Origin of the sequence: Prauserella cavernicola (assembly GCF_016595675.1) — a bacterium.
Lineage (GTDB): Bacteria > Actinomycetota > Actinomycetes > Mycobacteriales > Pseudonocardiaceae > Prauserella_A > Prauserella_A cavernicola.
Window position 1 is genome coordinate 55643 of record NZ_JAENJH010000003.1, and the last position, 21658, is coordinate 77300.

Annotated in this window: 19 protein-coding genes; 10 read left to right on the forward strand and 9 right to left on the reverse strand. The window is 69.6% G+C overall.

What is annotated here, in order from left to right; all coding sequences use genetic code 11:
• Positions 1-71 precede the first annotated feature (71 nt).
• The gene (locus JHE00_RS13530) at positions 72-650 is read left to right on the forward strand and encodes a type 1 glutamine amidotransferase domain-containing protein (RefSeq protein WP_200318420.1); all 579 of its coding nucleotides are present in this window, start codon (positions 72-74) and stop codon (positions 648-650) included.
• Positions 651-668: 18 nt separating this feature from the next.
• Here the strand turns inward: JHE00_RS13530 and JHE00_RS13535 are convergent, their stop codons facing one another.
• Both JHE00_RS13535 and JHE00_RS13540 read right to left on the reverse strand, forming a co-directional pair.
• Positions 669-1592, reverse strand: a complete 924-nt coding sequence (locus tag JHE00_RS13535) for a DUF72 domain-containing protein (RefSeq protein WP_372440446.1) — start codon at positions 1590-1592, stop codon at positions 669-671.
• Between the two features lie 54 nt (positions 1593-1646).
• Entirely contained in the window at positions 1647-2417 is a 771-nt protein-coding gene (locus JHE00_RS13540) for a DUF4253 domain-containing protein (protein ID WP_200318421.1), read from the reverse strand.
• 189 nt (positions 2418-2606) lie between these two features.
• On the opposite strand from JHE00_RS13540, the gene JHE00_RS13545 reads away from it, so the two are divergent.
• Positions 2607-3485 (forward strand): SGNH/GDSL hydrolase family protein, encoded by an 879-nt coding sequence (locus JHE00_RS13545; protein WP_200318422.1) that lies wholly within the window; start codon positions 2607-2609, stop codon positions 3483-3485.
• A 6-nt stretch (positions 3486-3491) separates the two neighbouring features.
• Here the strand turns inward: JHE00_RS13545 and JHE00_RS13550 are convergent, their stop codons facing one another.
• Positions 3492-5138, reverse strand: coding sequence for a DNA repair helicase XPB (locus JHE00_RS13550; protein ID WP_200318423.1), 1647 nt, complete (start codon positions 5136-5138; stop codon positions 3492-3494).
• Between the two features lie 230 nt (positions 5139-5368).
• Between JHE00_RS13550 and JHE00_RS13555 the strand changes: the two genes are divergently transcribed.
• On the forward strand, positions 5369-8125 hold the full coding sequence (locus tag JHE00_RS13555; protein WP_200318424.1) for a sensor histidine kinase: 2757 nt from the start codon (positions 5369-5371) through the stop codon (positions 8123-8125).
• Here the strand turns inward: JHE00_RS13555 and JHE00_RS13560 are convergent, their stop codons facing one another.
• The 5 genes from JHE00_RS13560 to JHE00_RS13580 all read right to left on the reverse strand — a co-directional run bounded on the left by JHE00_RS13560 (position 8126) and on the right by JHE00_RS13580 (position 12391).
• Positions 8126-8653, reverse strand: coding sequence for a TetR/AcrR family transcriptional regulator (locus tag JHE00_RS13560; RefSeq protein WP_200318425.1), 528 nt, complete (start codon positions 8651-8653; stop codon positions 8126-8128). It lies immediately after the preceding gene.
• Between the two features lie 176 nt (positions 8654-8829).
• Positions 8830-9723: an ABC transporter ATP-binding protein gene (locus JHE00_RS13565; RefSeq protein WP_200318426.1), complete on the reverse strand. Its 894-nt coding sequence runs from the start codon at positions 9721-9723 to the stop codon at positions 8830-8832.
• Positions 9724-9762: 39 nt separating this feature from the next.
• Positions 9763-10521: an ABC transporter permease gene (locus tag JHE00_RS13570; protein WP_230424289.1), complete on the reverse strand. Its 759-nt coding sequence runs from the start codon at positions 10519-10521 to the stop codon at positions 9763-9765.
• A gap of 74 nt (positions 10522-10595) precedes the next feature.
• The gene (locus tag JHE00_RS13575; protein ID WP_200318427.1) at positions 10596-11366 is read right to left on the reverse strand and encodes an ABC transporter permease; all 771 of its coding nucleotides are present in this window, start codon (positions 11364-11366) and stop codon (positions 10596-10598) included.
• Positions 11366-12391, reverse strand: a complete 1026-nt coding sequence (locus tag JHE00_RS13580; protein ID WP_372440448.1) for an ABC transporter substrate-binding protein — start codon at positions 12389-12391, stop codon at positions 11366-11368. The genes JHE00_RS13575 and JHE00_RS13580 overlap by 1 nt, the downstream gene beginning before the upstream one ends.
• A gap of 616 nt (positions 12392-13007) precedes the next feature.
• Here JHE00_RS13580 and JHE00_RS13585 point away from each other — a divergent pair.
• The 6 genes from JHE00_RS13585 to JHE00_RS35860 all read left to right on the forward strand — a co-directional run bounded on the left by JHE00_RS13585 (position 13008) and on the right by JHE00_RS35860 (position 19139).
• On the forward strand, positions 13008-16091 hold the full coding sequence (locus JHE00_RS13585) for a sensor histidine kinase (protein ID WP_200318428.1): 3084 nt from the start codon (positions 13008-13010) through the stop codon (positions 16089-16091).
• Between the two features lie 3 nt (positions 16092-16094).
• Positions 16095-16553, forward strand: coding sequence for a roadblock/LC7 domain-containing protein (locus JHE00_RS13590; protein WP_200318429.1), 459 nt, complete (start codon positions 16095-16097; stop codon positions 16551-16553).
• 71 nt (positions 16554-16624) lie between these two features.
• Positions 16625-17398, forward strand: a complete 774-nt coding sequence (locus tag JHE00_RS13595; protein ID WP_200318430.1) for a DUF742 domain-containing protein — start codon at positions 16625-16627, stop codon at positions 17396-17398.
• Positions 17379-17987, forward strand: a complete 609-nt coding sequence (locus JHE00_RS13600; RefSeq protein ID WP_200318431.1) for a GTP-binding protein — start codon at positions 17379-17381, stop codon at positions 17985-17987. Before JHE00_RS13595 ends, JHE00_RS13600 begins: the two co-directional genes overlap by 20 nt.
• 126 nt (positions 17988-18113) lie before the next feature.
• Complete coding sequence (locus JHE00_RS13605) at positions 18114-18533, forward strand: roadblock/LC7 domain-containing protein (protein WP_200318432.1); 420 nt, start codon at positions 18114-18116, stop codon at positions 18531-18533.
• A 279-nt stretch (positions 18534-18812) separates the two neighbouring features.
• Positions 18813-19139, forward strand: a complete 327-nt coding sequence (locus JHE00_RS35860; protein ID WP_307831930.1) for a DUF742 domain-containing protein — start codon at positions 18813-18815, stop codon at positions 19137-19139.
• A gap of 11 nt (positions 19140-19150) precedes the next feature.
• Here JHE00_RS35860 and JHE00_RS13615 read toward each other — a convergent pair whose 3' ends face one another.
• Positions 19151-21385, reverse strand: coding sequence for a helicase-associated domain-containing protein (locus JHE00_RS13615; protein ID WP_200318434.1), 2235 nt, complete (start codon positions 21383-21385; stop codon positions 19151-19153).
• A gap of 75 nt (positions 21386-21460) precedes the next feature.
• Here JHE00_RS13615 and JHE00_RS13620 point away from each other — a divergent pair, with 75 nt between their 5' ends.
• Complete coding sequence (locus JHE00_RS13620; RefSeq protein WP_200318435.1) at positions 21461-21652, forward strand: hypothetical protein; 192 nt, start codon at positions 21461-21463, stop codon at positions 21650-21652.
• The last annotated feature ends 6 nt before the right edge of the window (positions 21653-21658 follow it).

The following is a 21658-nucleotide window of genomic DNA, read 5'->3' on the forward strand; positions in this document are numbered from 1 at the left end:
GTCCTTCCTTCGGGTTTCGGCACGGACGGGGCAGGGGTAGCCCTGAACCAGAGCGACGTGCGAGAGGAGTGATGAACGTGGCCGACACGCTGACCGGCCGGAGGGTCGCCTTCGTGGTGGCCCCGGAAGGTACCGAGCAGGTCGAGCTGACCGAGCCCTGGAAGGCCGTCAAGGACGCAGGCGGACAGCCGGAGTTGATCTCCTACCAGCCGGGAAGCATCCAGGCGTTCCATCACCTGGACAAGGCTGACACCTTCCCCGTCGACAAGATCGTCGGCGAGGCATCGGTGGACGACTACGACGGGCTCGTCCTCCCCGGCGGTGTCGCCAATCCCGACCAGCTCCGCACCAATCCTGACACCGTGCGCTTCATCCGCGAGTTCTTCGTCGAACAGAAGCCGGTCGCGGTGATCTGCCACGGTCCGTGGACGCTCGTCGAGGCCGACGTCGTACGCGGCCGTCGGATCACCTCGTGGCCCAGTCTGCAGACCGATCTGCGCAACGCCGGCGCCGAGTGGGTCGACGAGGAGGTCGTGGTGGACCAGGGCCTCGTCTCGAGCCGCAACCCCGACGACCTGCCCGCCTTCTGCGACAAGCTCGTGGAGGAGATCTCGGAGGGCGCCCACGCGGGCCAGTCCCGCAGTGCCTGAGCGGCGGTCCTCGCGAACCTAACGTCCGCGCCCGCCATTCGAGTCGCCCGGCGACGCCTCGCGCGCACGTGTCTTCCCGGCCAGCGCGATGGCGTCGCCGGGCGCTTTCACTTTCATGTCGTTGTCGAAGTAGACGAAGACGTCCCGTGCCTTCCGGTCGGCCGGCGCCGCGACCGTGTGTTCGGTACGCGGCGTCCTGCCCTCGTGCCAGCTTCTGACCTTGCTCGCCCAGTCGTCCAGCGCGGTGTCGGTGTAGCCGCTGGCGTACAGCTCCTGGTCGCCGTGCAACCGCACGTACACGAAGTCGGACGTGAGGTCCTCCAGGTGCGGCCAGGTGTCCGCGGTGTCGGCCACGACCAGCGCGATGTCGTGCTCCCGCAACAACTCCACGGCCTCGGCATCGGCGAAACTCGGATGCCGTACCTCGAGCGCGTGCCGTAGCGGCCGGTCCCGGGGCACTCGCAGATAAGGGTCGGACTTCAGTTTGTCGTCGTGCCGCCTGCCCAGTTCGGCGGCCTCCGCCGTGCCACGCGGCAGCAGCTCGAAGAAGCTCGCGAGCCTGTGGGGATCGAAACGCAGCCGTGGCGGCAGTTGCCACAGCACCGGGCCCAGCTTGTGTTCCAGCGCCAGAACACCGGAAGCGAAGAAGTTCGCCAGCGCGGACTCCACGTCGCGCAGCTGCTTCATGTGCGTGATGAAACGGCCGCCCTTGACGGAAAAGCAGAAATCGTCCGGCGTCTGCTCGAACCAGCCGCGATAGCGCTCGGGCCGCTGCAGCGAGTAGAAGGAACCGTTGATCTCCACGGAGTTCACTTGCCGGGACAGGTACTCCAGTTCCCGCCGCTGAGCCAGGCCCTTCGGATAGAAGGCCCCGCGCCACGGCGGATACAGCCAGCCCGACGTGCCGATGCGGATCTGCTTGCCCTGGACCGGAATCGCCACCTCCCGGCTTGCGGAGACCTTTCAACCAGCGTGGCACGGCGCCGAGAGCCTCGCTCAGTCCCACCAGAACGACCAGAGTCGGCGGCCGGTGAGCCCGGCGGCGAACTCGCGCAGGCTACCTGGCTGTTCGGTGAAGTTGCCGATACAGAAGGCGCGGTGCTCGGCGGCGACGGTGAGCGCCCTGTCCTTGCTCTTGGGCGGCGCGGCGACGGACAGGTCGATCGTGTCGAAACCGAGCGAGATCAGCACTGCTCCGAACCGGTCCTCCCAGCTGCGCAGTACCGCCGAGATCGCGGCCACCTGGTCGGTCATGGTGGCCATGCCCTGCCAGCCGAGTACCGCGGGAACGTCGGAGGGCCTCGGCGACTCGACGATGCCGAGCCTGTAGTCGCCGCGCGCCGCGAGGATCGAGCCCGTGTTGCCGGCCTCGGCGATCGGATCCGCGCGCCTAGGCGACTTGCGGGCGAGCCCGGGAAAGACACCGTCGTCGAACGGATGCAGGCACGCGCCCTCGCAGCACGGTTCGGCCCACCAGCCCGTGAGCGCCTGCTCCACGTCGACGTCGTCGATCCCGTCGGCCGCAGGCGGGAGCCAGCCCCGGTCGTCGATCCAGTCCTCGCCCGTCAGTTCGAAGCGTGGATCGCGGGGGATGAGCACCGGCCAGCGGCCAGTTCGCGGATACGCCGCCACGCAGGCCAGGTAGAGAGTGGCGTCGGCGATCGGTTCGTCCGACACCCAGAGGTCGTTGTGCATCCGGCCTGCGGGCAAGGTCAGGTCGGGCGTGGGGTGGATCGGTCGGCGTGAGCGGAACTGGACGACGGTCATGGCAACCCCTCCGAACTGGCGGTCTTCAACTTCTTCGAACACTAGTTCGAGGGTCTGACATTTTCGGCGGGAGAGCGCGTGCTCGCGCCGGGTTCACTCGCGTGGGGGAATGACGGATCCGAGTGCGGTCTGGTTACTTGTCAGTAGGCTACTCAAAAGTAGTCGGCCGCTCACCGTCGAGGAGGCCCCATGCGCCGGGTCGTGGCTGCTGTCCTGTCCGCGCTCATCGCCGTACTGCTCGCCACGCCTGTCGTCAACGCCGAAACCACGGTTTCACGGGACTCGCAGGCCGCGTACTCATCCTACGTCGCACTCGGCGACTCCTACACCTCGGGCACGCTCATTCCGAACCAGGTCAACCTCCCCTGCACGCGCTCGGACCGCAACTACCCGTCGCTGGTCACGCAGGCCATCCAGCCCGCCGAGTTCACCGACGCCAGTTGCGGAGGCGCGACCACCGACGACATGACCCGTCCGCAATGGGGTATCGCCAACCGGCCCCAGTTCGACGCGCTGCGACCCGACACCGACCTCGTGACCGTGGGCATCGGCGGCAACGACGTCCCGTTCATCGAGGTGGTCGCCACCTGCGCGGCGTTGAGCGTCACCAACCCGAAGGCCGCGCCCTGTCAGGACCACTACAACGCGTCGGGCACCGACGGCCTCGTGGAGAAGGTGCGCGCGGTCGGGCCCAAGGTCGCCGGGGTGCTCGAAGGGATCAAGCAGCGCTCACCCGAGGCGCACGTCGCGCTGGTCGGCTACCCCAGCCTGCTGCCCGAGTCGGGAGACAGCTGCTGGCCGATCGTGCCGATCGCCGCCGGCGACGCGCCGTACCTGCGCGACATCACCAAGCTGCTCAACCAGGTGCTCGCTGAGCAGGCGGCCGCGCACGGCGTCACCTACGTCGACACCTACACCAGCAGCGTCGGCCACGACATGTGCGCGCCACGGGGCGAGCGGTGGGTCGAGGGCATCCTGCTGGGCTCGCCCGCGGCGCCGGTGCACCCCAACGCCCTCGGTGCCGAGAACCAGGCCGAGCAGGTGCTGGCGACGCTCGGCGCCCAATGAGCCGGGCTACAGCGGACGCAGCAGGTCGTCGGCGTCGATGATCCGGTAGGCGTAGCCCTGCTCAGCCAGGAACCGCTGCCGGTGCGCGGCGTACTCGGTGTCGAGGGTGTCGCGCGAGACCACCGAGTAGAAGTGCGCCTGACGGCCGTCCTCCTTGGGGCGGAGCAACCTGCCGAGCCGCTGGGCCTCCTCCTGACGGGAGCCGAACGTGCCCGACACCTGGATCGCGACGGAGGCCTCGGGGAGATCGATCGAGAAGTTGGCGACCTTGGACACGACGAGCTTGTCGATCTCGCCCTTGCGGAAGGCGTCGAAGAGTGCTTCGCGCTCCTTGTTCTTGGTGGAGCCCTGGATGACGGGCGCGTCGAGTTCGGCGCCGAGCTCCTCCAGCTGATCGAGGTAGGCGCCGATCACCAGCGTCGGCTCACCGGCATGCTTGTCCACAATGGACTTGATGACCCCGATCTTGGTGTGGGCCGTGGACGCGAGCTTGTAGCGCTCGTCGCTGTCCGCGGTGGCGTAGGTCAGACGCTCCGAGTCGGTCAGCGTCACGCGCACCTCGACACAGTCGGCCGGCGCGATCCAGCCCTGCGCCTCGATGTCGCGCCACGGCACGTCGTAGCGCTTCGGCCCGATCAGCGAGAAGACGTCGCCCTCGCGGCCGTCCTCGCGCACGAGCGTCGCCGTGAGCCCCAGCCTGCGGCGGGACTGCAGGTCCGCCGTCATGCGGAACACCGGAGCGGGCAGCAGATGCACCTCGTCGTACACGACCAGGCCCCAGTCCCGGGAGTCGAACAGCTCCAGGTGCCGGTACTCGCCCTTGCTCTTGCGCGTGATCACCTGGTAGGTGGCGATGGTGACCGGCCGAATCTCCTTCTTCTCCCCGGAGTACTCGCCGATCTCCTCCTCCGTGAGCGACGTCCTGGCGATGAGCTCACGCTTCCATTGCCTGCCCGCGACCGTGTTGGTCACCAGGATCAGTGTGGTCGCCTCTGCGCGCGCCATCGCCGCCGCACCCACGAGCGTCTTGCCCGCGCCACACGGCAGCACGACCACGCCGGAACCACCCGCCCAGAACGCCTCCGCGGCCTGGCGCTGGTACTGCCGCAGCGACCAGCCGTCCTCCCGCATCGAGATCGGGTGGGCCTCGCCGTCGACGTAGCCCGCGACGTCCTCAGCGGGCCAGCCGACCTTGAGCAGGACCTGCTTGAGCCTGCCCCGCTCGGACGGGTGCACGACCACGGTGTCGTCGTCGACCCGCGCACCCAGCATCGGGTTGATCTTCTTGTTGCGCAGCACCTCTTCCAGCACCGCCCGGTCGGTCGTCGCCATCACGAGACCGTGCGCGGGGTGGTTCTGGATCTGCAGCCTGCCGAAGCGACCCATCGTGTCGACGACGTCGATCAGCAGCGGCTGAGGCACCGGGAAGCGGGAGTAGGACGTGAGGGCGTCCACCACCTGCTCGGCGTCGTGCCCCGCGGCGCGCGCGTTCCACAGCGCCAGCGGCGTGACCCGGTAGGTGTGGACGTGCTCGGGCGCGCGCTCCAGTTCGGCGAACGGCGCGATCGCGATGCGGGCGTCGTTCGCGCGCTCGTGGTCGACCTCGAGCAGCACGGTCTTGTCCGACTGGACGATCAAGGGGCCATCACTCACGCCCTCCTTTATACGTTCCTCCTCCGACGAAACTCACGGCCCTGTGCGAGCGTGGTCCCTCTCACCTGGCGAGAGAGATTTTCCGGCGTGCTGGTGATCGGGGCGGGCGAACCAATACCATCGCCGGGCGGCCCCTGTCGGGGCTGCGGGCCGTCTGCGGCCGGCGAGAGTGCCGCTACCCTCCAGTGGTTTCTCGGGGACCAGCCCCACAGGTGTGCAAAGGAAGCCAGGTGACCCGTCGCAGCCAGCGTCCCCACCGGGATGACGCGACGGATCCAGGCCGTTCCGGAGGTCGTTGGCGGCTTCGCAACTGGCGGGTGCGCACACGTTTGCTCGCCGTTCTGCTCATTCCCGCGGTGGCCGTCGTCGTGCTGGTCGGCTTGCGCATCTTCGCCGATCTCGACCGCGCCGACGAGTTCGCCGACGGCGCCGAGCGCGTCCGCGTCGACACCACCGTCGCCGACCTCGTGCACGAGCTGCAGCGCGAACGCGCGGTGACCGTGGGTTACATCGCGTCGGGTAGAGAGGGTGACCTCGGAGACCTGCGCGCGCAACGCGAGAGCGTCGACGCCTCGGCGGGGGAGTTCGAGCGCACCCTGAACGCCACGACGCCCGACCTGTCGACCGAGGCCACCGACGGCTTCCGGCAACTGGCGGAGCGGCTCGACGCGCTGACCGACCTCCGCTACGCGGGGGAGAACTCGGAGCAGTCCGCCGACCAGGTGCTGGGTTCCTACAACGAGCTGATCGCCGGTCTGCTCGACATCGGCGACCAGGCCGTGTCCAACACCAGCGACCAGGAGCTGGCGCGCACGCGCCTCGCCGCCAACGCGGTCGCCAGGGTCAAGGACCAGCTGTCGTTGCGCGGGGCGATCGTCTCCGAGGCGCTCGTGCTCGGCGAACTCCCCGACGACCGCATCCGCGCGCTGCTCGGAGCCGAGGCCGAGCTGGCCGCCGCGCGCAAGGACTTCGCGAAGTTCGCCACCCCGGCCCAGCAGCAGGACTACGACGCCACCGTGACCGGCCCCGCCGTCACCTCCGGCGACCAGCTGACCGCCTCGGTGCTCGACCGGGCCGAGGCGGGCGAGGCCTTCACCGACATCGACCCGCAGGCGTGGGCCGGCTCCGCCACGGAGACCGTGGACCTCGTCGAGCAGGTGCAGGACGCCCTGCTGCTGCAGATCCAGCAGCGGTCCGACTCGCTGGCCGCCGACGCGCGCCGGTCCGCGCTCACCGACGGCGGGGTGATCCTCGCCGTCTTGCTGGTGGCGTCGGTGCTGACGATCGTGATCGCGCGGTCGCTGCTGCGGCCGCTGCGGGTGCTGCGCAGCAGTGCGCTCGACGTCGCGCAACACCGGCTGCCAGAGGCGGTCAAGGGCATCCTGGCCGACCCTGACCCGCGTCCCGAGGACGCGCATCGCCGCGCGGTCGAGCCCGTCCCCGTCTACAGCCGGGAGGAGCTCGGGCAGGTCGCGAGGGCCTTCGACGCCGTGCACGGCGAGGCGGTGCGGCTCGCGGGCGAGCAGGCGATGCTGCGGGAGAACGTCAACTCGATGTTCGTCAACCTCTCCCGGCGCAGCCAGGACCTCGTCGAGCGGCAGCTCTCGGTGCTCGACCGCATGGAGGAGCACGAGCAGGACCCCGACATCCTCGGTGGACTGTTCGAACTGGACCACCTGGCCACGCGTATGCGGCGCAACAGCGAGAACCTGCTCGTGCTCGCCGGGCAGGACGCGGGCAGGCCGCTGCCCGGCTCCGTATCGGCCGACGAGATCGTCGGGGCCGCGCTCTCCGAGGTCGAGCACTACCAGCGCATCAACATCGCCGCGACGCCTCGGCTCGCGGTGCTCGGCGAGGCGGTCGGCGACCTCGTGCACGTGATCTCCGAGCTCTTCGAGAACGCGACCGACTACTCCGGCGACGACTCCCCGGTGTCGGTCGTCAGTTCCGTCACCGAGCACGGCGAATGGCGGATCGACATCACCGACCGCGGCGCTGGCATGCCCGAGACCGAGATCCGCAGAGCCAACCAGCGACTCGCCGAGCCGCCGCAGGTCGACGTCGAGGTGTCGCGCCGCATGGGTCTCTACGTGGTGTCGCGGCTGGCGGGACGGCACCAGATCCGGGTGCGGCTCTCGGCCGCCGACATCAGGGGGCTGACCGCGACGGTGATCGTCCCGGTCTCGCTCATCCGGCCCGGCGACGCCGTGGCGCCCCGGCCGCCCGTCGAGCCGGTCGCGCCCGCTCCACCTGAGCCCGAGCCACTCGCTCCCGAGCCCGCGCACGTGCCGCTCTCGATCGACGCGCCGCAGCCCGACCCGGTCGAGCCGGAACCCCTGCCTGCCCCCAGCGGGTTCGCGGTACTGGATCCGGACTCGTTCGAGGAGCAGCGGGTGCGCGGCCAGTTCGAGGAGCCGGCGCGTGCCGCGGCGGAGCCCGTCGAGGAGCCCGAGCCGTTCGGCGCGGAGTACGTGCCCGTGCGTGGCCGGTTCGAGGAGCAGGCGAACACCAGGGCGGAAGCGTTTGCGGAGCCGGAGCCGGAGCCGGAGCCGGAGCCGGAGCCGGAGGGCTGGCCGCTGCCCGAGAACGACTGGCCCCAGGCCGAGCCCTCCGGCTGGCCACAGGCCGAACCCGCGAACCACACCGATCCGTGGCGGGAGCCGCCGTTGCCCGCTCCTCGTCGCGCGGAGGTGCGGTGGCCGCCGACGCCGGAGTGGCCCGTCGAGGACGACGAACCGACGCGCGAGGAGACGACCGAGCCCCAGCCCGTGCTCGCGCTGGACACGCCGACCGACCGGCTGCCCGCCTACCAGGAAGTGCTCACGCAGTGGTTCCAGACGACTGGGGAGCCGCAGGCCGACCAGGTGGAGTGGCCGACGGAGGACGACGAGAGCCCGACGGTGAGCCGTGCGCCCGAAGCGGTGCGGACCAGGATGGCCAGTCTGCAGAACGGGGTCCGGCGAGGGCGGCACGCTCGCGCCGAGTGATCAGTGCGGCCGGAGCCCGTCGAGGATGATGTTGAGCGTGCGGCCCCGCAGCGAGACGTCGGCGGTCCACGTTGTCGCCTGTGTGGCGCCGATGAGCAGCGCGATCACCTCGTCGACGCCGACGTCGGAGCGCACGGCTCCGGCGCGTTGAGCCCGGTCGAGCAGCACGCCCAGTGACCCGCGCACGTCCTGGTCGTCCGTGGCCGACGCCGCGAGAGCCTCGGTGAGCGCCTGGTTCGGCCCCGATGTTCCGGCGAGCAGCTCGAAGAACTCGTGGAACGCGGCGCCGGCGTCGGTGTTGTCCGCCAGCCGGGAGGCTTCCTCCCCGACCCGGCGCAGTCGTTCCGCGTAGACGGCGTCCCGCAGCGCCTCCTTGGTGGGGAAGTGGCGGAACACCGTGCCGACGCCGACGCCCGCCCTGCGTGCGACCTCTTCGGTGGAGGCGGTGCTGCCGTGCTCGACGAAGACCTCGTCGGCGGCGGCGAGCACCCTGGCGCGGTTGCGGAGGGCGTCCGCGCGCGGGCTCATCGCGGCACCTCGTTGACAAGCGGAGTGATCACTCCGTATTCTCTAAGCGGAGTCATGACTCCGATACTAGGGGGAGATCGACGATGATCGGGATCAGGGACAGCAAAAGAGCTCGCGACCGCGTCAGGCGCAGTGCCTGGACGAGCGGTCGCGAGCTCTCCGCGAGGGAACTGATCTCAGTGGCTGGTCTCCTTGGCGGAGCCGGCGTTCTCGGTCGCGGCCTCCTCGGTCGCCGTCCACTCGGCGGCGTCCGCCGTGGCGACGTCCTCGTCGGCCTGCTGCTCCGGTGCGGCCTGCTTGGCGGGAACGGTCTGCAGCAGCCGGGCGACCTCTCCGCGCAGCGCCACGAACTTCGCGGACTCCCTCGTGGCGATCTGGTCCCGGTCGGCGGGCAGGTCCACGGGCAGGTCGGCGACGATCGTGGCAGGCGACTTCGACAGCACCAGCACGCGGTCGCCGAGGTAGACGCTCTCGTCGATATCGTGCGTGACGAGCAGGATGGTGGTCCGCTGCTCGCGCTGGACCCTGCGCAGCAGGTCCTCCAGCTCGAACCGCGTCTGCGCGTCCACCGAGGCGAACGGCTCGTCCATGATCAGCAGGGCAGGCTTGCTCGCCAGCGCACGCGCGATCGAGACCCGCTGCTGCATACCGCCCGACAGCTGCCACGGAAACTTCCTGCCCACGCCAGAAAGGCCCACCGCGTCGAGGGCCTCCTGCGCGCGCTCCGCCCGCTCCTGCTTGCCCAGCTTGCGCCAGCGCAGAGGGAACTCCACATTGCGCGCCACCGTGAGCCACGGGAAGAGCGAGCGGCTGTAGTCCTGGAACACCACCGCGAGGTCGTCGGGAACGCCGTTGACCGCGTCGCCGTGCAGGCTCACCGAACCATCGGTCGGCGGGATCAGCCCGGCGATGCACCGCAGCAGCGTCGACTTCCCGCAGCCGGACGGGCCGACGATGCAGGCGAGCTGACCCGCGTCGACGGAGAACGACAGATCCTTCACGGCCACGTGAGCGCCGTCGCCCGAGCCGTAGCGGTGGTTGAGGCCGGTCACCTCGAGCATGGTCGGCACGTCAGCCTCCTGTGGGTTGCGACGAAACGGAACAGGCGCTCAGCCATCGTTGTTCCGGTTGGGTTGCCAGCGAAGCACGCGGCGCTCAGCGGCGAGCAGCAACGAGTTCAGTCCGAATCCGAGAATTCCCAGCAGCACGATCCATGTCCACATCAGCGGGAACTCGAACGCGCGCTGGGCCGAGATCAGCTCGTGCCCGATTCCGTTCAGCGAACCGATCAGTTCGGACACAACCATCAGGATCAGCGAGATCGACAGGCTCAGCCGCAACCCGGCGAAGATCTTCGGCAGCGCCGCGGGCAGCACCACCATGCCGATCCAGTAGGGAGTTGGCGTGCGGAACGAGCGGGCCGTGTCGACCTTCACCGAGTCCACCGCTCGCACACCGTCGACGGTGTTGAGCAGCACCGGCCAGATGGCACCGAAGATGATGGTCGCCACCTGCATGCCGGGGCCGAGGCCGAAGAGCACCATGAACACCGGGACGAGGGTCGGCGGCGGAATGGCGCGGAAGAACGCGAACAGCGGGCCGACGTAGTCCATGCCCGTGCGCGAACGGCCGAGTGCCGTTCCGAGGCCGACGCCCAGGATCACGGCGATGGCCCAGCCTGCGAGACACCTGCCCAGGCTCGGCAGGATGTGATCGAAGACGACGTCGGAAAGGAAGAGCTGCGAGGCCGGCCCCGAGAACCACAGCTGCAGTGCCGTGGACACGATCTCGGTGGGCGGCGGGAAGAAGACGCTCTCGGCGAGCCGGGTCGCCACCTCCCACACCACGACCGCCCCAATGAACACCAGCCAGGTGCGGGCGAAGCCGGAGAGGCCGGCGACGGCCTGGCTACGGAGGCGCGTGGCGCGCTCGGTCACCTGGGTCACTTCGCAGCCTCCCCCGCGACCTCGTTCCAGCGGAACGCGCGCTTGCCGATCCGCTCGAGGCCGTCATTGATGAGGTATCCGATCAAACCGGCCACCACGGTTCCCGCCAGAACCTCGTCCATATTGGACCCACCGGAACTGGCTTCGAGGATGAAGTTGCCGAGTCCGCTCGCCGCTCCGGCGACGTACTCGGTACTCACCACCAGGATCAGGGCGATGGCCGCGGACATCCGGACTCCGGTGAACACGAACGGCGCCGCGTGGGGAAGCGCGACGGACGTGAGCATGCGACCGCGGCTCGTACCGCAGGCGCGTGCCGTGTCCATCAGCACCGGATCGATCTCGGAGAGGGCGTAGATCGTGTTGAACAGAATCGGCCACACCGCGGCGTACACGGCCAGCGTGATCTTGGCTTCCGGGCCGCCTCCGACGACCAGCAGCACCAACGGAATCAGCGCGACCGAAGGGATCGGACGCAGGAACTCCACGATGACACGGGTCGCGTTGCGGAGCCACGGCACGCTGCCGAGCAGCAGTCCCGCGGGCACCGCGATGGCGACCGAGATCAGCAGTGCGATGGCCCACGCCAGCACCGTGGCGATGACGTCGCGGATGAACGGCTCCTGGCCGAGCAGGCCGACGGTGGTCGCCAGCACCTCGGAAGGCGGTGGCACGAACAGTTCTGGCACCAGGCCGACCCTCACGGCTCCTTCCCAGAGAAGGAAGAAACCGATCAGGCCGACCAGGTTCCGGTACAGGGAACGCACTAACTATCAGTCGCCGGCTGGGCGACCATCTTCGAGACGTCCAGGCGCTCCGGGATACCACCGAACTCGAGGAGCAGGTCCGGGACGCGCTGCAGACGCTGGGTGTCCAGCTTGGACTGGAAGGTCAGGAGGTTCGTCATCGACGCGATCTCCTTGTCCACCTTGGCGAACTCGACCATCAGCGGCTCGATCGTGCTGCGGTCGGCGGCCTCGCGCGTCGCCTTGTCGAGCGCACGCTGGAAGGCGGCGACGGCCTTGGGGTTCTCGTCGGCCCACTGGGCCTGGGAACCGTAGCCCGCCGTCGGGAAGTCCTTCGTCGGGCCGGTCGCGGTGTCGAACACCGGCACGGCGCCGACGGTCTTCGCCGCGGAGGTGATGAACGGCTCGGTCATGAAGGCCGCGTCCACGTCACCACGCTGGAGCGCGGCAGCCATGTCCGGGAAGGGAATCGAAACCCACTGCACGCCGGAGAAGTCGGCGCCGTTGGTCTTCATGACGGACTTGGTGAGCGTGTCACAAATGGTGTTCTCGCTCGTGATGGCAACGCGCTTGCCCTCGAGGGACTTCGCGTCCTTCACGTCCGAGTCCGGCATGGCGACGATCATCGTGCTGTCGGGTCCGGCGGACGACGCGTCGGCCACGAACTTCAGTTCTGCCGCGCCCTTGCTCTGGGCGATGAAGAACGGCGTATAGCTGCCGTAGGCGACGTTCACTTCACCATTGATCAGTTTTGTCAGCGAAGCCTGGCCGCTCGGGGCGTTGACGACCTCGACATCGAGACCCTCGTCTTTGAAATAACCGTTCTGCATAGCGAGGTGGAACGGTGCGAGGTCGATCGTCGGCATGATGGACACCGAGATCTTGGAGGTCTCCAGATCGCCGTTGCCGCCCTCCGACGATTCATCGGATCCGCCCAGCATTCCGCAGCCACCGGTAGCGGCCAGCATCACGAACGCAGTGGCGAAGATGCCGGCTCTGGCGCGGCGTCTGGAGCCTCGTGCCAAGCGCAGGGTGTGTCGAAGCAAGGCCAACTCCTAAGTAGCCAATGAGGTCACTGTTGTTGTGTACCGACAGGGATTGAGATGGTCCAAACCTGAACCGTCCGCGTACGCGGTCACTCTAGAGAACTGACCGAACACATCACAATGGGTGTTCGCTGCCCTGGGTCAAGTGGCGCATGTCACTAAGTTGTTAGAGCCAATGGGTTAGAACTGCTACTTAGCGTGTTCGTCCAGCTCGACGTGAAGAAAATTGAGCCGGATGGCGGTAGGCCTGTTGGTGCTTCTGCCCAGCTCTCGCCTGTAAGGGTTACATGTTCACGAGGTCTTCGCTACTCTCTGCCCCTGCGAACTCGGTACGGACCACCACTTTAGTGAGAGAGTGCCTGTAATGGCTGAGCGGACGGGACGATTCCCGCAGGTCGGGGACACCGCAGGAAGTCGACGGCGAGCTACTGGCCGACCGGCCAGGTAGTCCGGTGAGCGGAACTGGGACAAGGCCCGACACGATGCTTGCGCTGAATCGAATCCCGTCGCCCTTTCCCTGTGGTGCGGTCCCGCCGATGACAGGCCTTTCCACTGGTGGACGACGTCCGTACGAGCCGCGGATGTCCGAGGATCTGCTGGCTCGAGTCTTGGGAGTGTGCTCGTAGTGCTCGACCAGAACGCGGAGGAAGAACGCGCTGCGGCAGGCGCCGGCGCGGCCGCCGCGCCGGATACTCCCCAACCGGCCCCGGATGGTTCCGCAGAGCAGGAACGTGCCCGGCGCGGGTTGCGGAACTGGCGGGTGCGCTCGAAGCTCGCGCTGATCCTGATCATCCCGACGGTGACCGCACTGGTGCTCGGTGGTCTGCGCGGGTGGGACGCGCTCGACCGGGCCGACGAGTTCCAGCAGACGGCCGACCAGGTGGACCTTGCGATCAGCATCACCAGCGTCGTGCACGAGCTGCAGGCCGAACGAGCGCTGGCCGTGGCCACGATCGCCTCCAACGGCGACTCTCAGCGCCGGGGCGCGCTCGACGCCCAGATCCAAGAGGTCGACCGTGCGGTGAACGAGCTGCGAGGTGTCGCAGACGAGGTCGACACCGACGACGCGGCTGCACAGAGTCGATACGACCAGGGCATCCAGCGGCTCGACGCGCTGGCCCCCCTGCGCAACTCGATCAGCTCGTCGCCGTATTCGGATGTTTCCGCGTTGGCCACCTATTCGTCGATTTTGGACGAACTCGTGCGGCTGGGTCGCGAGGTGACCACCGCGGTCACCGACCGGGACCTGCTCCGCGAGGGCACCACGATCCAGGCGGCCAGCGAGGCCAAGGAGTTCATCGCCCGTCAGGACGCCGTGCTGCAGATCGCGGGCCTGCGCAACGGGTTCCCCGCCGACCTGCTCAACGAGGCTCGCTCTGCGTTCGCCGGTGGTGAGGCGGCGGTCGAGACCTTCAACGCGTTCTCCACTCCAGAACAGCGGCAGCTCTTCTCCGACACGGTCAGCGGTCCCGAGGTCGACGGCCGCGAGCGGATCAGGGAGCAGTCGTTCGTCCGCGCCGAACTGGGCGAGCCGTTGTTCATCAACGGCAACGAGCTCTCCGGGAACTCGACCGCGACGCTGGACCGGTACCGCACGGTCGAGTCGCAGTTGCTGGACGAGCTGCGGGCCCACGCGGGCGCCCTCGCCGACTCGGCGACCACGGCCGCGTGGCGTGACTCCGGCATCGTGCTCGCCGCACTGGCCGCGGCGCTGCTCCTGATGCTCGTCATCGCCCGGCTGATGCTGAGGCCGCTGCGTGTGCTGCGCAGCAGCGCGCTCGAGGTGGCCTACGTGCGGCTGCCGGAGACGGTGCGGCGCATCCTCGCCGACCCGAACCCGATCGAGGCGTCCCGCAATGCGATCGCCCCGGTGCCGGTCTACACCCGCGAGGAGATCGGCGAGGTCGCGCGTTCGTTCGACGTCGTGCACGAGCGGGCGATCCGGATGGCGGCCGAGCAGGCGCTCCTGCGCGAGAACGTCAACGGCATCTTCGTGAACCTCTCGCGGCGCAGCCAGCGGCTGGTGGAGCGCCAGCTGGGCGTGATCGACCAGCTGGAGGCCGACGAGCAGGACCCGGACCAGCTCGCGAGTCTGTTCGAGCTCGACCACCTGGCCACCCGGTTGCGGCGCAACGGTGAGAGCCTGCTGGTGCTCTCGGGCGCCGGACTGGCGAAGTCGGTGTCCCGGCCCGTTCCGGCCGCCGACGTCGTGGGTGCCGCGGTGTCGGAGATCGAGCAGTACGCCCGCGTCGAGGTGGGCACGATCCCGGAGGTCGCGGTTCAGGGCCGTGCCATCCACGACCTCGTGCACCTGCTCGCGGAACTGCTCGACAACGCCACGTACTTCTCGGAGCCCGACACCAAGATCAGCGTCAGGGCCGTGGTGACGAGGCGGCACGCGCTGGCGGTCCAGATCACCGACCGCGGTGTCGGCATGACCGAGCAGCAGCTGAACGAGGCCAACGAGCGGCTAGCCGACCCGCCGGACCTGGACGTGTCGGTGACCAGGCGAATGGGTCTGTACGTGGTCGCCCGCCTGGCGAAGCGTCACGGCATCGAGGTCCGGCTGCGCGAGAACGAGGACATCGAGGGCGGTGTGATCGCGCGCGTCGTCGTGCCGACCGAACTGCTCACCAGCCCGCCGCAGGTGGAGGAGCCGGCTCCGGCGCCGCGGATCAGCAGCCAGCGCAACGGTTCGCACGAGGACATCTCGTCGCCGTCGCTGCCGCCGATCACGAGCCTCGCGGACATGGGTGAGACGACTCAGTTCTCCTCCTCGGCGCAGGAGCAGGCGAGCCCGCAGTACACCCAGGACCAGCCGAGCTCGCAGTTCTCGCCCGCGCCGTCGGCGCCGTCGGCGAGCGAGCCTCAGCGCGACGCGAACGGACTGGTCCCTCTCGACCAGCCGATCAGCCTCGACGACCTGGTCGGCGGCGCGAACAAGGCCGCGGGCCCGTTCGTCAGCCCGGCCCGGCCGGAGCCTCGCGCCCCCGAACCGGAGCGGGAGCCCGAGCCGGAGTGGCCCGTCGAGCAGCCGGAGGCGGAGACGGGCAACGGCAGCGGTTCGGGTGAGCCCGACTACACGCTGGCGCTGCCGAAGCGGGAACCGCGCTACGTTCCGGTGACGCCGGAGCAGCCGGCCCACGCCGAAGCGGCAGGGGGTGACGGCAGCGCACTGGAGGACGATGTGCCGACCAGGAGGTTGCCGATCTATCAGTCCGTACTCTCCCGCTGGTTCAGTGAGGAAACAGAGCCGGAGCAGGAGCGATCCGAACCGGAGCAGCAAGTGGAGCCGGACAGCCACGTCGAGGAACCGCCGGCCGAGGTCGAGCAGGAAGAGACCTGGCACAGTGTCTCCGACACCGGCTGGCAGGCGGCTCACGCCCTGCTGGACTCGAAAGACGAGGAGATCACAACCGCTGGGCTGCCCAAGAGAGTGCCCAACGCATACTTGGTGCCGGGCTCGATCCGGTCCGCCGACGAGGGCGACGCGTTCAGGGACACCACGGTGGGCAAGCCTGGGCAGGGAGCGATCGCCAGGTCTGCGGATGCGGCGCGAAACCGCATGATGAGCTTCCAGCGCGGGTTCCAGAGCGGCCGACATGCGCTCAAGGAGCCGGAGGCCGAAGAGACGCAGTTCGATTCTGTGACGTCGAGCGGCTCGGGCGACCGATCCACCGACAACGGGGCGAAGGAGTAAGAGTTGACACGGGCTGGTGCAGCGCAGCCGGGGGCGCCGAAGCAGGGCGGCTCCGGCCAGAAGGGGAGCTTCGCTTGGCTCATCACGGACTTCGTGCACCGTGTGCCGGGCGCGGCCCACGCGGTCGTGGTCTCCGCGGACGGTCTGCTGCTCGCGTCGTCGCGGGGGCTGCCGAAGGACCGGGCCGACCAGCTCGCCGCCGTCGCCTCGGGGCTGACGAGCCTCGCGCGTGGTGCCGCGCAGGTGTTCGAGGGTGGCGCGGTCGCGCAGACCGTGGTCGAGATGGCCAACGGCTTCCTGTTCCTCATGTCGGTGTCCGACGGTTCGTGCCTCGCGGTGCTGGGCTCGCCGGACAGTGACATCGGACTGGTGGTGTACGAGATGACCTTGCTGGTCGACCGGGTCGGCCAGCAGATGACGCCGGAGCTCCGGGCCCAGCTTCAGGGTTCGGTGCGGCGGTGAGCCGGTGCACAGAGAGCGCGCGGCGACGACGTATCCGACAGGCAACGTGAGAGAGCGCTGAGGAGATCGCCGTGGATTCCGGGCACGCGCGAGGTGACCGTCGACTCGACAGAGGCAAGCCGTCCGGCCGTTGGGCGGACGACTCGGACAGCGACGTCCCCTATCGCGATCAGGACGAGTGGCATGACCGCGATTGGCGCTCGTCGCGTTTCGACGGTCCGGTGACCGGAAGGTCGGATGACTCGGGGGAATGGCTGAGCCCCCTCGACACCGGCTCGCAGGGGCCTGCCGACTTCAGCGTGACCGACTACCGGCAGCGGCTGATGAGCGGTCCGGGGTCCGAGCTCTACGGCATGGGCGGCGGTGGCCTGGGCCAGCCCGACGAGTCGGCGGCGTTCTCGGCGTTCGCTGAGCGGTCGCTCGACGGCGGTCCGTCCTCACAGGACCTGGTGCCTTCGCCGGTGCCGAGGCAGGCGAGCCTCGAACCGGAGCAGCCCGCCGAGACGACTTCCGGCCTGGTGAGGCCATACTTCAGGACCAGGGGCAGGACCAAGCCCGACTACGACCTCGCGATCGAGGCGCTGGTCTCCACCAGCGACCGCGGCCGCAAGCTCGACCGCGTTCGTGTGCCGGAACACCGCTCCATCTGCGGGCTTTGCCTGGACACGAGGTCGGTGGCGGAGGTGGCCGCGCACCTGCGGCTCCCGCTCGGCGTCGTGCGAGTCCTGGTTGGTGACGTTGCCGGTCTCGGACTGGTGCTCGTGCACTCCGCGACCGCCATGGTCGGGGACCGACCCAGTATCGAGTTCATGGAAAGGGTTCTCAGTGGCCTTCGGAGAATTTGACTCCGACGCGAGCGCGCCCGCTGCGGCGGGCCCGACCTCGTCGGCCAAGATCGTGGTGGCCGGTGGCTTCGGCGTCGGCAAGACCACCCTGGTCGGTGCGGTGTCCGAGATCGCTCCGCTGACGACGGAAGCGGCGATGACCGAGGCGAGCGTCGCGGTCGACGACCTCTCCTCCACGCCGAACAAGATGACCACGACGGTCGCGATGGACTTCGGCCGGATCTCGCTCGACTCGGACCTGGTGCTCTACGTCTTCGGTACGCCGGGGCAGCACCGGTTCTGGTTCATGTGGGACGACCTCGCTCTCGGTGCGATCGGCGCGGTGGTGCTCGTGGACACGCGGCGGCTGGCCGACGCGTTCCCGTCCATCGACTTCTTCGAGAACCGGAAGCTGCCTTACGTCGTGGCGATCAACTGCTTCGACCGGTTGCTCCACCACCAGATCGAGGACGTGCGGCACGCGCTGACGATCTCGCCTTCGGTGCCGATCATGGCCTGCGACTGCAGGGACCGGGACTCGGCGAAGCAGGTGTTGATCTCCGTGGTCCAGCACGCGATCGCGCACGACAGCGCTCTGCAGGCCGGGTAGATGCTCCCCGCGGTCGTGCCGCCGCCTGTGTGAACGGCACACGCGTACGGGGGACTTGTCCCCGGTGGGTTTGACCTGGCTAATAGTCTGACCGCTTAGACGCGCGTGCGCAGGCGAGGAGGGGCAGTGACGGCTTCGGCCCAGCAGGGCAGCTTCGGCTGGCTCATCACCGACTTCGTGCGCAGGGTTCCGGGAGCCGCGCACGCGGTGGTCGTCTCGGCGGACGGGTTGCAGCTGGCCGCGTCGGAAGGCCTGCCGAGAGATAGGGCAGACCAGCTGTCCGCGGTGGCGTCGGGCCTGGTCTCGCTGACCATGGGCGCGGCGCGCTGCTTCGAAGCCGGCGCGGTGAACCAGACGGTGGTCGAGATGGAACGGGGCTACCTGTTCCTGATGTCGATCAGCGACGGCTCCTGCCTGGCGGTGCTCGCCGCGCCGACCGCCGACATCGGCACGGTCGCCTACGAGATGACGCTGCTCGTCGACCGGGTCGGCGAGCAGCTCACGCCCGAACTGCGGGCGCAGCTCCAGGGCGGGGTGCGTGGGTAGCGCGTGAACGACTGGGACGCTTTGAACCAGGGAACCGGCCGCGAGGGTTTCGACTCGCCCGGCCGGTTCGATCTCACGGGCCTGCGGAAGCTGAGCCGCAGGGAGGCCGTTCGCCGCGAGCCCGCCCGACGGGAGCCTGCTAGGCGGGAGCCCGCCCTGCGCGAGCCTGCCCGGCGGGAAGCCGCTCGCCGGGAGCCGCCGCGTCGGGAGCAACCCCGTCGTGAGCCCGCTCGCCGGGAGTCCGCGCGCGGGCCCGCCCGGTTCGAGCACCGCTCGCTCGTGCGCCCGTACGCGCGCACAGGCGGCCGCACCCACCCCGGGCAGGACCTGCAACTCGAGTCTCTGGTGCAGACCAGCGAGGGCGGCAGGCGTTATCTGGGGGCCGGCACGACCGTGCAGCGGTTCATCTGCGACTTGTGCGTCGACGTGCGGTCGGTGGCCGAGGTCGCCGCGTACGCGAGGTTGCCGCTGAACGTGGTGAAGGTGATCGTGGACGATCTCGCCGCGGCAGGCGCGGTGGAGATCCAGCAGCGGGGCATGCTGCTGACCGACCGCAGCTCGCAGGACTTCATGACCCGAATCCTCGACGGACTCCGCGCGCTCTGACCGCGGCCTGCTCAGTCCTCGACGAGGGCGGCCGACGTGATCCGGTGCAGCGGGTAGCGCTCGTTCTCCGAGCTCTCCAGGATTCCGCCGCCGACGCGCACCGGAGTCACGACCCGCTGGCTCGCCGTGCCGTGGGAGTCGACGAAGCCGATCCACACCTCTCGCTGCTCGCGGGTGGCCTGTGCCAGTAGCGCCAGGGTCGCCGAGGTGTCCGATCCGCCGCCCGCGGGCAGCCGCACCGTGGCGCCGCGCCGAGTGGTCGCGGCCCGGTCGCCCGCGCGGATGTGCGTCAGCACCGCGCTCAGCTGTTCGGAGCTGATCGGACTCGGCTGTGGCGGCGTGCTCCGCGTGCCGCGGCCGCGCGCGGGAATCCTGCGTCCACTCGGGCGCAGGTCGAGGATCCGGCCCGCCGCGTCCTCGGCCGCTGGTGCGAACCCGGCCGCACGCAGGCCGTCGAGCATCAACGCCAGCGGATGCGGGCTCACCAGTACCGTCGGGGCGATCTTGCGCAGCTCGTACTCGCGGGCGACCTCGTGGCCGAGCACTTCCGCGAGCAGCACCTCGTCGTCGCAGCGCAGGAAGGCCGCGGCCGCCCCGCCGCGCAGCCTGCCGTGCCTGCGGGCGACGTCGTCGATCAGGTATGTCAGTGACTGCGGGACCGGAGTCGCCGAGCGAGTGCGGAACAGCTCCTGCAGCTCGTCGGCCGTCCGTCCACTGTCGAGTGCCCTGCGCACCGAGCCCTCGGTGACGCGATACACCGTCGCGTGTCCCGCCGACTCCACGTCGGCCACGGCGTTGATCGCCGTGGCCAGGTCGGGTTCGAGCGGACCGGGCGCGACCACGGTGAGATCGGCCTGCACCAGCACGTGGTCGACGGGCCGGGGCAGTGCGTCCGCCATCGCGCTCGCCGCACCGTGCGGATCGTCCTCGAGCAGCGCGCCCGCCGCCGACGTCAGCGCGCCCAGTGCCACGACGCCCAGCGCCGAACCCTCGGCCATCGTCCAGCGCACCAGCTCGTCGCGCAGGCGCCCGCCCCGCCGGGGAGCCCGCCACGACAACGCGGCCACGAGCTCGTCGACGCCCTTCACACCCGCGCCGGCGGGCAGCTCGGCGAGGACGCCCAGCACCCGGCGTCGCGCGCTCGGTGCCACCGGGCGGCGCAGCTCCTCCGACAGTGGCGCCAGCGCCTTGTCCTTCGCGTCCCGCGAGCCCGCGAGACCGGGCAGCCTCGGCAGGTCCAGCCACGCCTGCGCGATGGTGAGCCAGCGCAAGGCGGGTGGTGAGGCCAGCCACGAGTCGGCGAGCGTGGTCGGTACCCATTCCGGTGTGGAGTCGTCGCTGGCCGCGACCAGTCCCGAGCCGAGCGCTAGCTCGGCCAGCAGCGTGGCGCGGGTGTCGTCGACGTCGAGCTCCTTGCCGATGCGGCGCAGCTCACGCACCCCGAGCCCACCGGACTTGAGCACCGGCGACGGCTGCGCCGACCACAGGTGCAGTAACGACTCCAGGTGGCGCAGGAACTCCATCGACTCGCCCGCCGCCGCCTGATCCACAGTGGATTGCTGATGCGGGTTCAGCGGGAGCTCGGGCTCGGTGAGCGCGTCTTCCGGATACACGAGCCCGCCGCGCAGTGCGAGCCCCACCTCACGCGGCAGCTCCACGGTCTGGTCGTCACGCCGGATCAGCAGCCCGCGCGCGAGCAGGCGCTGCACGGGCGTCTCCGCCTCGGCCAGCGTGACGTCGGTGGCTGCGTCGCGGGTGCGTCCGATCGGCGGCCCGACGGAGAGCTTGGTGACCAGCGCGCGCTCGTCGTCGCCGATCTCGGAGAGCAGCCCGTCCAGGTCGGGCACCGAACCGGCGGGAGCGCCCAGGCCGGCTGGGAACGGTCCGAACACCTCCCTGGCGGCGGGTGCGACGGAGAGCGCGTCGTCGTCGCCCCACACGAGGGCGAGCCCGCGAAGCTGGTCGAGCATTGTCTCGAGGTCACCGCGCAGCAGTGAGCCAAGGTGAGCGCGGCTCACGGGTTCGGCGTCGGCTCCGGCGGCCACGAGCGACTCCAGCACCGCGAGGGTGGCCGTGTCGAGGTGTTCGCAGGCGCGCGCGATCGACCCCGCCGTTCCGGCGCGCGTCGCGAGCACGCCCGAGTCGGCGGGGGGCGGCGTCGCGAGATCGCGCCGGGCGCGCAGGAGGTCTGCCACCGTGTCGTCGGACACCGAGCGCAGCCAGTCCGCGAGAGAGATGGCGGCCATCGCGGCCCACAATATCTCCTGCATCCGGGCATCGGGCACACTGAGGGCACCGTTGGTCGAGTTGTGGAGGACGACGTGGCGAAGGCCGACAGCCGGAAGAGCAAGCGGATCGACCCGAGCTGGCCCGAGGCGCCGGATGGTGAGCACCCCGTTTCAGAGCTGGCCGCAGACCGGCAGGGCGCCCTCTCCCCGTACGGCGAGGTGACGTTCCCGCTCGAGGCGGTGCCCTACGAGCACCCCGAGACCGAGATCAACCGGAGCGCCTGAGGTCGT

Excerpts from the sequence above, each read along its gene's own strand:
- JHE00_RS13530 (WP_200318420.1), top strand. The coding sequence starts at position 72 with ATGAACGTGGCCGACACGCTGACCGGCCGGAGGGTCGCCTTCGTGGTG.
- JHE00_RS13540 (WP_200318421.1), bottom strand. The coding sequence starts at position 2,417 with ATGACCGTCGTCCAGTTCCGCTCACGCCGACCGATCCACCCCACGCCC.
- JHE00_RS13545 (WP_200318422.1), top strand. The coding sequence starts at position 2,607 with ATGCGCCGGGTCGTGGCTGCTGTCCTGTCCGCGCTCATCGCCGTACTG.
- JHE00_RS13560 (WP_200318425.1), bottom strand. The coding sequence starts at position 8,653 with ATGAGCCCGCGCGCGGACGCCCTCCGCAACCGCGCCAGGGTGCTCGCC.
- JHE00_RS13615 (WP_200318434.1), bottom strand. The coding sequence starts at position 21,385 with ATGGCCGCCATCTCTCTCGCGGACTGGCTGCGCTCGGTGTCCGACGAC.